At 28.8% G+C, this 12,332-nt stretch carries 13 protein-coding genes and 1 tRNA gene; 9 read left to right on the forward strand and 5 right to left on the reverse strand.

The window, feature by feature from the left end; all coding sequences use genetic code 11:
- Nucleotides 1-97 precede the first annotated feature (97 nt).
- From mnmL to BUB83_RS16910, 4 genes are all read left to right on the forward strand, one after another.
- Nucleotides 98-1,039, forward strand: a complete 942-nt coding sequence (mnmL, locus tag BUB83_RS16895) for a tRNA modification radical SAM protein MnmL/YtqA (RefSeq protein WP_073339937.1) — start codon at nt 98-100, stop codon at nt 1,037-1,039.
- An 86-nt stretch (nt 1,040-1,125) separates the two neighbouring features.
- On the forward strand, nt 1,126-2,235 hold the full coding sequence (locus BUB83_RS16900) for an ABC transporter ATP-binding protein (protein WP_073339939.1): 1,110 nt from the start codon (nt 1,126-1,128) through the stop codon (nt 2,233-2,235).
- An 11-nt stretch (nt 2,236-2,246) separates the two neighbouring features.
- Nucleotides 2,247-3,188, forward strand: coding sequence for a PucR family transcriptional regulator (locus BUB83_RS16905; RefSeq protein WP_073339942.1), 942 nt, complete (start codon nt 2,247-2,249; stop codon nt 3,186-3,188).
- Between the two features lie 137 nt (nt 3,189-3,325).
- Nucleotides 3,326-4,339 carry a LacI family DNA-binding transcriptional regulator gene (locus BUB83_RS16910; RefSeq protein ID WP_073339944.1) on the forward strand — a complete coding sequence of 338 codons (1,014 nt, stop codon included), beginning with the start codon at nt 3,326-3,328 and terminating at the stop codon, nt 4,337-4,339.
- A 14-nt stretch (nt 4,340-4,353) separates the two neighbouring features.
- Here the strand turns inward: BUB83_RS16910 and BUB83_RS16915 are convergent, their stop codons facing one another.
- The 4 genes from BUB83_RS16915 to BUB83_RS16930 form a co-directional block, all read right to left on the reverse strand.
- Nucleotides 4,354-5,010, reverse strand: coding sequence for an HAD family hydrolase (locus BUB83_RS16915; RefSeq protein WP_073339946.1), 657 nt, complete (start codon nt 5,008-5,010; stop codon nt 4,354-4,356).
- Nucleotides 5,011-5,090: 80 nt separating this feature from the next.
- A complete protein-coding gene (locus BUB83_RS16920) occupies nt 5,091-5,615 on the reverse strand; it encodes a phosphatase PAP2 family protein (RefSeq protein WP_073339948.1) in 525 nt (174 codons plus the stop codon).
- A 184-nt stretch (nt 5,616-5,799) separates the two neighbouring features.
- Nucleotides 5,800-5,875 (reverse strand) — tRNA-Pro (locus tag BUB83_RS16925).
- Between the two features lie 66 nt (nt 5,876-5,941).
- Nucleotides 5,942-6,253 (reverse strand): hypothetical protein, encoded by a 312-nt coding sequence (locus BUB83_RS16930; RefSeq protein WP_073339951.1) that lies wholly within the window; start codon nt 6,251-6,253, stop codon nt 5,942-5,944.
- Between the two features lie 192 nt (nt 6,254-6,445).
- Between BUB83_RS16930 and BUB83_RS16935 the strand changes: the two genes are divergently transcribed.
- The 4 genes from BUB83_RS16935 (at nt 6,446) to BUB83_RS16950 (ending at nt 9,752) form a co-directional block, all read left to right on the forward strand.
- A complete protein-coding gene (locus BUB83_RS16935; RefSeq protein WP_073339953.1) occupies nt 6,446-7,327 on the forward strand; it encodes a metal ABC transporter solute-binding protein, Zn/Mn family in 882 nt (293 codons plus the stop codon).
- 35 nt (nt 7,328-7,362) lie between these two features.
- Complete coding sequence (locus BUB83_RS16940; protein ID WP_073339956.1) at nt 7,363-8,130, forward strand: metal ABC transporter ATP-binding protein; 768 nt, start codon at nt 7,363-7,365, stop codon at nt 8,128-8,130.
- On the forward strand, nt 8,127-8,984 hold the full coding sequence (locus BUB83_RS16945; protein WP_073339958.1) for a metal ABC transporter permease: 858 nt from the start codon (nt 8,127-8,129) through the stop codon (nt 8,982-8,984). The genes BUB83_RS16940 and BUB83_RS16945 overlap by 4 nt, the downstream gene beginning before the upstream one ends.
- A gap of 105 nt (nt 8,985-9,089) precedes the next feature.
- On the forward strand, nt 9,090-9,752 hold the full coding sequence (locus tag BUB83_RS16950; protein ID WP_073339960.1) for a rhomboid family intramembrane serine protease: 663 nt from the start codon (nt 9,090-9,092) through the stop codon (nt 9,750-9,752).
- 67 nt (nt 9,753-9,819) lie between these two features.
- Here BUB83_RS16950 and murC read toward each other — a convergent pair whose 3' ends face one another.
- Nucleotides 9,820-11,202 (reverse strand): UDP-N-acetylmuramate--L-alanine ligase, encoded by a 1,383-nt coding sequence (gene murC, locus BUB83_RS16955; RefSeq protein ID WP_073339962.1) that lies wholly within the window; start codon nt 11,200-11,202, stop codon nt 9,820-9,822.
- Between the two features lie 247 nt (nt 11,203-11,449).
- Between murC and purR the strand changes: the two genes are divergently transcribed.
- Nucleotides 11,450-12,265 (forward strand): pur operon repressor, encoded by an 816-nt coding sequence (purR, locus tag BUB83_RS16960; protein ID WP_073339965.1) that lies wholly within the window; start codon nt 11,450-11,452, stop codon nt 12,263-12,265.
- Nucleotides 12,266-12,332 lie beyond the last annotated feature (67 nt).

Consider the following 12,332-nt stretch of genomic DNA (forward strand, 5'->3'; position numbering starts at 1 on the left):
ACTTATTGTAAAGAAATTTACTATTATCTGTTTCTCATGCTATAATTGAGGATAATAATAAAAAGATAAATTGAGATTTTATTACAGGTGGTGGAATATGACAAAATTGTGGGAAGATAAAAGATATCATACTTTAAATTACTTTTTAAGAGAAAGATTCAAAGAAAAAGTGTTTAAGATATCTTTGGATGGGGGATTTTCGTGCCCTAATAGAGATGGAACTATAAGCTCAGGGGGATGTTTATTTTGTAGTGAAAGAGGTTCAGGGGATTATGCGGGAGATAGAGAATTTTCTATAACAGAACAATTTACAACTATAAAAGAAATGATGAAAAATAAATGGAAAAATGGAAAGTACATTGCTTATTTTCAAGCTTACACAAATACATATGGAGAAGTAGAAGAGTTACGTAAGAAGTATGATGAAGCAATAAGTCAAGAGGGAGTTGTTGCTTTAGCTATAGCAACTAGGCCGGATTGTTTGAGTAAGGAAGTTTTAGATTTATTAGAAGAGTATAAAAACAAAGTTTATGTATGGATAGAATTGGGATTGCAGACTGTGGATGAAAATACTGCAAAGATTATTAATAGAGGTTATTCATTGAAGGTTTTTGAAGAAGCTTTAAATAATTTAAGAAATAGAGATATTGATGTAGTGGTTCATACTATATTTGGTTTGCCTGGAGAAGATGAAATTAAAATGATGAAAACTATTGAATATCTAGCATGTAAAGATATTCAAGGAATTAAAATTCACTTATTGCATCTTATGAAAGGAACCCCTATGGTAAAGCTTTACGAAAAAGGGCAGCTATCTATTTTGACAAAGGATAACTATATAAGATTAATATGTGAGGCTATTACTAAGTTGCCTCCTAATATAGTAATACATAGATTGACAGGGGATGCCCCAAGAAACTTACTGATAGAACCTAAATGGAGTTTGAAGAAATGGGAGGTATTAAACGCTATAGATAGTAGAATGAAAGAAAAAGGTTTACATCAAGGTTTGTACTTTCCTACAAATAAGAATAATTAGATTTGTTTGTTTTGCGAATAGAATAATTATTGTATACGTTGTACAATAATATTAAGAATAAAACATACATTTAGGAGGAATTATAAATGGCTAGTTTAGAACTTAAACATATTTACAAAGTATATTCAGGAAATGTTACAGCGGTAAAGGATTTTAACCTTGTTATAGAAGATAAAGAATTTATAGTATTCGTTGGTCCATCAGGTTGTGGTAAATCAACAACTTTAAGAATGATTGCAGGATTAGAAGAAATTTCTCAAGGAGAATTATTTATTGGAGATAAAGTTGTAAATGATGTAGCTCCTAAAGATAGAGATATCGCTATGGTATTCCAAAACTACGCTTTATATCCACACATGACAGTATATGATAACATGGCTTTTGGATTGAAATTAAGAAAAACTCCAAAAGATGAAATAGATAGAAAAGTTAGAGAAGCAGCAAGAGTTCTTGATATTGAGCAATTATTAGAAAGAAAACCAAAAGCATTATCTGGTGGTCAAAGACAAAGGGTTGCAATGGGGAGAGCTATTGTAAGAGCGCCTAAAGTATTCTTAATGGACGAACCTTTATCAAACTTAGATGCAAAATTAAGAGTTCAAATGAGAACAGAGATTGCTAAATTACACAAGAAATTACAAACAACATTTATATATGTAACACATGACCAAACAGAAGCTATGACTTTAGGATCTCAAATAGTTGTTATGAAAGACGGAATTATTCAACAAGTTGATAATCCACAACAAATATACGAGCATCCAGCAAATATTTTCGTTGCAGAATTTATAGGAAGTCCTCAAATGAACTTCTGTGATGCAAAATTAGTAGAAACTAATGGTAAATTATGCGCTAGCTTTGGTAAGGTAAGTATTGAATTACCACAAGAAGATTCAGCAATATTAAAAGAAAAAGGATTGCTTGGAAAAGAAATAATCCTAGGTATTAGACCAGAGAACATGGATAATGATGCTGAATTCTTAAGCAAACATCCAGGAACTATAGTTAATGCTAAAGTAGAAGTTACAGAATTAATGGGTGCAGAAACATTTATTTATGCTACAATAGAAGAAAAAGCATTTACTATCAGAGTAAACGGATCTTCAAGTGCAAAAGCTGGAGATACTATAAAAGTAGCATTCAATGAAGAAAAAATACACATATTTGATAAAGAAACTGAATTGACAATAATCTAGGGGGCAGTTATATGAATGATTTCAGAAATTATCTACAAGAAATAAGTTACAGTTCAAAAGTACCTTTCAATATAGTTAATACTAGTGGTACGGTATTATATAACTGTGGGTTAGATTTTGATAAATCTGAAAGCATTGACTTTCCAGTCATTATTGATAATTCAAGAGTAATTGTTACAATAAATAAAAAAAATGAGTCTTGCATAAATCTGCTTAGATATATACTTGAAAGAGAGTATGAACAAATAGGTTTAAAACGTGAGAACTTATTAAAAGATATAATAGAGGGTAAAGAGGTTGCTATGGATAAAATTCATAGCAACTTTCCTCAATTAAATGAAGGATATATATTATTTTATATTTCAGTTGAAGGTAGTAGATATGAGGCAGTAAATATAATAAATCAATTATATGATAACAATGTTTTTGTAAGTCTTTATGGGGATAGTATTATCATTGTAGGAACTTTTCAAGATGTAGAAGATCATGCTATAAGCATAAAGGATTCTATTGTTTCAGATTTGTATTGTAATTGTTATGTAAGTTATGGAGAACCATTTTATGATATTGATAGTATAAAAAAAGCCTATGAAGCGGCAAAAGAATCAAAAGTTTTATTGAAAAAGTTTGGAATGAAAGAAGAAATTCTTAATTATGATAATATTTTATTTGAAAAAATGGTTTTTAATCTCAATTCAAATCTGAAAGAGGCACTTTTTGCTACTTTCAGAGAAAATTTTGATAAATTTGATAATGAAATAATTCAAACTATAAATAAATTTTTTGATTGTGATTTGAATATTAGCAATACTGCTAAGAAGTTATATATTCATAGAAATACCCTTATATATAGACTTGATAAAATTAAAAAAGAAACAGGCTTTGATATAAGGAATTTTAAAGAGGCAACTATTTTTATAACTGCTTTTTTAATATGGAAAGAAATGAGCTGATAGGCATACTTGAGATGCCTTTTTTTATTTTAAAGAATTTTTAAATTCATATCATTTTAATGTTTATTTATATGATGTATAATGTGTATAAATGATAAACAGTTTTATTATTATAATTTAGCGAAGAAGGTACTTTTATGAAAATAACTATTAAAGAAGTAGCAGAAGTTGCTGGAGTATCACCCTCCACTGTATCTAGAGTTATATCAAATAGTAACCGTATAAGTGAAGATACAAAAGTAAGAGTTCGGAATATAATGGAGGAGCTTGGATATCATCCAAATGCTATAGCTAGAAGTTTAGTTAGTAAATCAACTAAGACTATTGGAGTAGTCATGCCTCAATCTACAGAAATAGCTATACTAAATCCTTTTTTTCCCCAGGCTTTAAGTGGAGTATCTGCAGCGGCACATAAACAGGATTATTGTATTGTGCTTTCTACAGGAAGTACGGAGGATGAACAACTTAAATCCATAAAAGATATTGTAATGAGTGGTAGGGTAGATGGTGTTATTCTCATGTACTCATCTACAGAAAATAAAATCTTGGATTTTTTAAGAGAAATAAAGATGCCTATTTTACTAATTGGTAAACCATTAGACAATAAAGGGGTACTTTTTGTAGACAATGATAATGTAGCTGCTGCTTATAAAGTTACCCAAGGATTTATTAATAGAGGACATACTAAGATAGCATATATTTCTGGTAAATTTGAATTTGTTGTTTCCTTAGATCGTTTAGATGGGTATAGAAATGCTTTGTGGGATAATAAATTAGAATTTAATAGAGATTACATTGTTAGTGTGGATTATTTGAAAGATGAAGGATATGCTGCTATGAATCAATTATTACAATTAAAAGATAGGCCTACTGCGGTTATTGTTACAGATGATGCTATAGCATTTGGTGTTATAGAAGCATTGAAAGATGCTGATGTTAAAATACCTGAAGAAATTGAAATAATAAGTTTTAATAACGTTCCGCTTAGTAAGTTTACCAATCCTAAATTAAGTTCTGTAGATGTAAATGCTTATCAATTGGGATATAAATCTGGAGAATTGTTAATAAACAATATTAATAACATAGAAGGTGTGGAAAAGTCCTTTATAGTGCAAACAAAAATAATATATAGAGAAAGCTCTAAAAGATAGAGTTTTCTCTACATTTATACAGCTTTCTCATTGATTTCGGTAAATTCAGAAATATAATAATCTGATAAATTTTTTATTTCTTTTTTTTCAAAATCAGAATAAGAATCTTCTACAGCCACAACTGTCATACCGGCAGCTTTTGCCCCTTTAACAGCTGGAAGGATGTCCTCAAATACAAGACAATGCTTTGGTGGAATATTTAATTTTTCCGCTGTTAAAAGATAAATATCAGGGAATCCTTTACCTCTAGAGACTTCTTTTGAAGTTGTGATAGCATCGAAGTATTCATAAATACCATTTGACTTAAGAGCAATTTCAAGTAATGGCTGACTATTACTTGTAGCAAGGGCGATTTTAATTCCTTGTTTTTTTAGAAAATTTAAAAAACTTTTTGCTCCAGGTTTTAGCTTTATATTGAATTTATATTCTTCAAAAGCCATTTCATCCCACTCAGAACAGATTTCTTCTATGCTTTCTTTTAAAACAAAAGTATTTTTAAAATAATGAGCAGTTTCATTTAAGGTGAAATTTTGTATTTTTGTTTTCAAATCAGATGGACAAATAATATTTCTTTTCATGAGGAAATCTTCATCTATTTTACTCCATAACCACATGGAATCTATTAAAGTTCCATCCATATCAAAAATAACAGCTTGTATATCTTTTAGCATTAAATTAGTACCCTCCTAAATTAAAAAATAAGTTTATACACATAAAGAGTATAAACTTAATAACTATAAAATTCAAATATTTAAAAAATCATATTGACTATAAATGGAGTAATTGTTCCTATAAATGCTCCAACTAAAACATCAGAAGGAAAGTGAACGCCTAAATACATTCGTGATATTCCAACCAAGGAAGCTATTATAATGCAAATTAAAGTGAGATGAGTAAATATAATTGCAATAGAAATGCCCATTGTAAAAGCAGCTGTAGTGTGACCAGAAGGGAAGGAATATTCGTCAATACCTATTTTCTTTGTATGAAGATTTTCTATCTGTAAAAATGGTCTAATCCTATTCACAGCATTTTTTATAAAATGAACAATTAATCCGCTTAGCATTAAAGAAATAACCGCTCTATATCCCATGATTTTGATAAGTTTATTAGGATAAATTAAGCTAAATAAAGTGAAAATTAAAACTGCTGCACCGGAACCTAAATAAGTAATAGGAACCATAATTAAATCCATAAATTTACATTTTATTGTGTTGTTTATTAACATTAATATAGAAACATCTTTAGCTTTTAGTGTATCAATAAAAGAACTCATATATTTGCACCCCTTCAAATATATTTTAGCACAATATCTTTAATTCTAATAGCAGGAGAATTAAAAATTAACTTAATTCTAATAAATAAATTTATAGCATATACTTATTTAGTCGAAACAAAAAAAGAACTTTCAATAAACTAAGTTCTTTATGGATTCATATCAAGTTATAATATAAGATAAATGGTCGGGGTGGCAGGGCTCGAACCCGCGGCCTCATGGTCCCAAACCACGCGCGCTACCATCTGCGCTACACCCCGACGACAAGTTTTATTATATAACTATTTAAGGGGATTGTCAATTATTATTTTTCCATATGTCTTATTTCATGATTTTTCTTTGTCTCCTATTCCACGGGTAGGGACTAATGAAATAATTAAACCTATAAAAATAGAAACTAATGCTGGAGCTATAATATTTAAATAAACTATAAATCTAGTTTTATAAAGGACTAAGGCGGTGACGGTAGTTATTAAAACTGTTCCAATAAAAATAAAAATAACAAATTTTGCAAAAGAACTAAAGTACTTTTCGTATATTCTATGACGAGTAGGACCACTTATTAAAGCTCTAAAAGAAAAATATGAAACCAAGATTAAAACTAAATCAGCAATAGCTGAAATAAGAAAATTCTGCATATAGATACCTCCTAAATCTAATTGTTATTTTAATAGTTTAACCACATTTTAAAATATTACCCATTAAACTTTATTGCATTGTAAAATCCTAAACTATGACGTATAATTATGTAAAAAAGAATACAATTATTAAATGATGTCAAAAATTAAATAACTAGTATTATTAATTAAAATTTGAGGTGAATATTATATATGAAGAAAATTAAAACTATTATTTTCATTATTATTGTAATAAGTTTAACAGCTTGCACAAACAATAACAACGAAATAATTAAGGAGTTAAATGACGCCAATATTAAAGTAGCAGTTTCTATTGTACCAGAAGCAGCTTTTGTGAGAGCGGTTGCAGGAGAAGATATTATAGTAACGACAATGATTCCACCAGGACAAAGTGAAGAAAATTTTGCTCCATCACCAAAGTTAATGAAAGAATTAAGTGATGCACAAATATATTTTTCAATAGGAGTTCCCACAGAACAAGCTAATATTTTTAATAAACTTGATGATTTCAATAGTGAACTAAAAATTGTTGAATTAAATAAGGAAGTAGCAGAAGTCTATGAGGAAATAACACTAGAAAGTGGAGGTACTGACCCACACATATGGCTTTCCCCAAAAAGAGTTATAGTGATGATTGAAACAATAAAAGATGAATTGACAATAATAGATCCTGAAAATAAAGATAAATATGAAACTAATGCTAAAGAATATATTAAAGAATTAGAAGAAGTTAACGTTGAAATAGAAAATTCATTGAAAAATTTAGAAAATAAAACTATAATAGTTTATCATCCTGCTTTTGGTTATTTTGCACAGGATTTTGGATTAAAAATGATTGCATTAGAAGAAGAGGGAAAAGAAGCTACTCCTGAAGATTTTAGAAGAGTTATAGATTATGCTAAAGAAAATAATATAAAAGTTATTTTTTATCAAGCAGAAGTTGATAGTAAACAATCAGACACCTTTGCAACTGAAATTGGAGGTAAGTCAATTCAAGTGGAACCTTTATCAGGGGATTATATCGAAAATTTAAAAAAAATGGCTGAACTATTTAGTGAAGTTAGTGATAATTAAAGAATTTAAATAAATGGAAAAAGCAAGGTGAAAAAGTGAAAAAAGTCATAGAAATGAATAATATTAATGTTTATTATAAAAACATTTGTGCATTAGAGAATATAAATTTTACTGTTGAGGAAAAAGAATTTTTGGCTATTTTAGGTCCTAATGGGGGCGGTAAAAGTACATTACTAAAATTGATTTTAGGAATTGCAGAAAAAAGTAGTGGAACCATAAAAATACATGGAGATGATCCTAAAAAAAATAAAAGCAAGGTTGGGTATGTACCACAGTTCACAAAATTTGATAAAAAATTTCCTATTAATGTAGAGGAAGTTGTTCTTATGGGAAGACTAAAATCAAAGATTTCTTTTTTTCATAAGTATACTAAAGAGGATAAAGAAAAAGTTGGAGAAATAATGAAAGAACTTAATATTTTCCATCTCAAAAATAGGCAAATCGGAGAGTTATCGGGAGGACAACTTCAAAAGGTTTTGATTGGGAGAGCTTTATTTATGGATCCTAAAATATTACTTTTAGATGAACCTACAGCAAGTTTAGATGGAGCAGCTAAAACTCAAATCTACGCTTTATTAAAAAAATTAAATGAAAAAATGACAATTATTATTGTGACACATGATTATGGAGTAGTAAATTCTTATGTAAAAAACATACTTTGTTTAAATAAAAAATTATATTATCATGGTGAAAAAGGAATGGATAGTAAATTAGTGGAAGCAGTATATGGATGTCCTGTGGATTTGATTGCTCATGGTGTTCCGCATAGAGTTTTAGGTGAACATAGGGAGGGAATATTTTGATAGAAGCTATTTTTAATTACAATTTTCTTAGAAATGCAGCTCTTGGTATAGTATTGGCTAGCATTATTTGTGGCGTGGTAGGAACAATAATTGTTGAGAAGAATTTAGTAATGATGAGTGGAGGAATATCGCATACGGCCTTTGGTGGTATTGGTATGGGTTATTTTCTTGGAATAGAACCAATAATAGGAGCTTTAATATTTGCAATTGGAGCATCTTTTTCTATTGCTAAAATTCAAAGAGATTTTAAAGGTAATGCTGATGCTTTAATTGGTATGTTCTGGGCTCTTGGCATGGCTATAGGTATATTATTTATATCCTTTACTCCAGGATATCCACCAGATATGACTTCCTATCTTTTTGGAGATATATTAACTATCTCAAATTTAGATTTAAAAATGATGGTGTTTTTAGCCTTAATTATTATAATAACAGTTGGTGCTTTGTTTAATTATTTAAAAGCATACTTATTTGATGATGAGTTTTCAGCTGTTTTGGGGATTAATGTACTAGTTATAGAATATTTTATGTATTTTTTAATTGCTTGTACAATAGTTGTTTTAATAAGAGTTGTGGGTATTATTTTAGTTATTGCTTTATTGACAGTGCCACCTGCTGTTGCAAAGCAGTTTACCTATAATCTTAAAAGTCTTATGATTTGGTCAGTGGTGCTTGGCATAATATTTGGATTCATAGGATTATTTATATCTTATGAATATAATATTGCCTCTGGAGCCTCTATAATAATAGTATCAGTACTTTCATATTTAGTTATAGCTATAATTAAGAAAGTTTACTATAATTTTCACAAAGGTAGGGAAACTCAAGGGGAATTGGAAGGTGCTAAAAATTAATTAAAATATTAATAATTTCTTAAATTTAATATATCTATTAAATTTAAGACAAAAGTTTGATATGATAGGTATAAGAGTTACTACAATATCAAAGGAGAGAAACTGATGAGTTGGTTGAATAAATTAGAGAGAAAATACGGGAAGTACGCTATTAAGAATTTGATTATGTATATAGTTGGATTAAATGCTTTTGTATTCTTGTTAGGAGCTATAAGTCCTTCAGGAGCTTATAGTGTGGAACAAAAACTTGCTTTAATACCTAGCTTAATAATGCAAGGTGAGGTATGGAGAATTATTACGTTTATATTCATACCATTTTCAAATAGTCCAATATGGATGATCTTTGCGCTATATTTCTATTATTTAATAGGGACTACGCTTGAACGACAATGGGGAAGTTTTAAGTTTAACATTTACTATTTATTGGGGATTTTAGGTACAATAATTGCTGGATTTATTACTAATGGAGCTACAAATGAATATTTGAATTTATCTTTATTTTTAGCTTTTGCTTATTTATTTCCTAATTTTGAAGTTAGATTATATTTTATTCTTCCTTTAAAAATAAAATATCTTGCTTATTTTACATGGGCTTTATTTGGATTTGATTTGTTAACTGCATCATTTTCAAATAAATTAGCTATAATAGCTGCAGTAGTTAACTTTTTCATATTCTTTGGAAAAGATATTTATAAGGATTTTAGGATTAAGGGGAAGGTTAGAGCCAACAGAAAAAGATTTAGAAATCAATCAAATAGATTTAGATAATAAATTATATAATAAAACAACCACCTTAGGGTGGTTGTTTTATTATATTTAGTTTTGTTAAGCGATTCTAACTATTCTGTTCTAAAAGCATTTCACCTATAAGATAAACATCTCCAGCACCTACGGTTAACAAAAGGTCGCCTTCTTCTAATGTTTTTTTCAAGTTTTGAAGAATTTCTTCGAAACTATGGAAATTTACACAATCAACACCATTTTGTGAAATTTCTTCAGCTAACATTAATGAGGACACACTTTCATCAAGGGGTTCTCTAGCAGCGTATATATCTGCTAAAATAACTTTATTTGCTAAGGTGAAACATTGAGAAAATTCTTTAAATAAGCTTTTGGTTCTAGAATAAGTATGAGGTTGAAAAACACATACTATTTTATTGTGTGGAAAATTTCTTGAAGCTTCTAAGGTAGCTTTGATTTCTGTGGGGTGGTGGGCATAATCATCAATTACAGTAACTCCTTGTGTACTACCTTTAATTTCGAATCTTCTATGAGTACCATAAAAGCTTTCTATTCCTTCCACAATATATTTATGTTCTATAGCAAGACATAGTGCAGCAGCAATGCTAGCAAGTGAATTAGATATATTGTGGTTGCCAGGAACATTTAATGAAATGTGGAATAATTTTTTCTCATTTTCAGTAACATCAAAAGAAGGACAGCCATTATTTGAGTAAACTATATTTTTAGCTTTTAAATCACCATTTTTAATGCCGAAAGTTTTTGTATTACAAATATATTTATTTTGGAGATTTAAGCAACGGGGATCATCAGCGTTAAGAATTACAAAACCATCATTAGGGATTAATTTTGTAAATTCTAGGAAAGTGTCCTCTATATGATGTATATCTTTATAATAATCTAAATGATCTTCTTCAATATTGAGGATTATGCCTAAGTATGGTGGGAATTTTAAAAAGGAAGCTTTGTATTCGCAAGCTTCAGTGATAAAGTATTCACTTTCACCAACTCTAACATTGCCATCAATAATATCAAGGGAACCACCTACTAGAATTGTTGGGTCCAATTGAGCTTTTAAGATTATATGAGATAGCATAGAAGTTGTAGTTGTTTTACCATGAGTACCGGCTACCCCTATATTATATTTATGACCATTCATTATTTTGCCTAAAAATTCAGCTCTGTCCATCAGTTCAATATTCAATTCTTTTGCTTTTTTAAGCTCAGGATTATCTTCAGCAATGGCGGCGGTATAAACAACTAAATCTGATTTTATAACATTAGAAGCCTCATGACCAATAAATATAGTTGCACCAAGTTTTGATAACTTTTCAGTTGATTTTGAAGAATTTCTATCTGACCCGGAAACTGTATAACCTTTGTTTATTAAAATTTCTGCAATTCCACTCATGCTAACTCCACCTATACCTATAAAGTGGATACTTTTGTGGTTGTCTTTAATAAAATTGAAAGACATTTTATCACTCCTTACTTATTACTTTCTATTTAATAATTATATACAAAAACATATAAAAACAATACATTATTATCAAAATTAAATATAATTTTAGTTAAAATTCTTTATTTATAAAGAATAACCGAAAATATAGGCATAAATTTGAACATTCATATTGATAATGTAAATAAATTAGAATAAAATATGAATAATAGGAACAAATATAAGTAGAATAGTTCGTAAAAATTTGAAGTGATAGGAGAAATACATGCCAAAATTCAGTAGAAATCAAAGAATATCCGTTATAACTAAATATTTAATAGAAAATCCAAATAAGGTGATTAATTTAAATCAATTTATGAATATGTTTAATGCTGCAAAATCAACTGTAAGTGAAGATATCGTTGTTGTAAGGGAAGTTATGCAAAAGATGAGACTAGGTAACATTGAAACAATCTCAGGCGCCTCAGGAGGAATAAAGTATACATATTCAATATCTAAAGAGGAAATTGAAGATTTTTCTGACAAGCTTTCAAATATTCTTGCAGATAAGAAAAGAATTGTACCGGGTGAATTTGTCTACATTAGCGACATATTGTTTGACCCATCTATAGTTCATCAAGCTGCAGTTATATTAGCTACTGCTTTTGTAAAAGAAGATATTGATTATGTTGTGACTGTAGAAACGAAAGGTATTCCTCTTGCATATGAAGTTGCAAAGCTGTTGGGAGTTAATTTGATTATTGTAAGAAGAGGAAATAAGGTTACAGAAGGACCAACAGTTAGTATTAATTATGTTAGTGGTTCCAGTAACAGAATACAAACAATGTCTTTATCTAAAAAATCAATTGAGAAAAATTCTAATTGCGTATTTATTGATGATTTTATGAAGGCGGGAGGAACGGCAATTGGAATAATTGATTTATTAAAAGAATTTGAGAGTCAACTTATTGGTATAGGAGTTTTAATAGATAACGTAAAAACAAATAAAAAGATTTTGCAGAATTATGTGTCTATTGTTGAATTCGAAGGAATAGGTGAAGATGGAAATCCTATAATTTCAAAAACTATAGATAAAAATTAATAAAAAATGTACTGAAATTAAAGGAACTTGAAAAAAAACGAAGAATATATATTATAAGTATGTAATT

The sequence above is a fragment of the Clostridium grantii DSM 8605 genome (assembly GCF_900129965.1).
In the GTDB taxonomy this organism is placed as follows: Bacteria; Bacillota; Clostridia; order Clostridiales; family Clostridiaceae; genus Clostridium_AF; species Clostridium_AF grantii.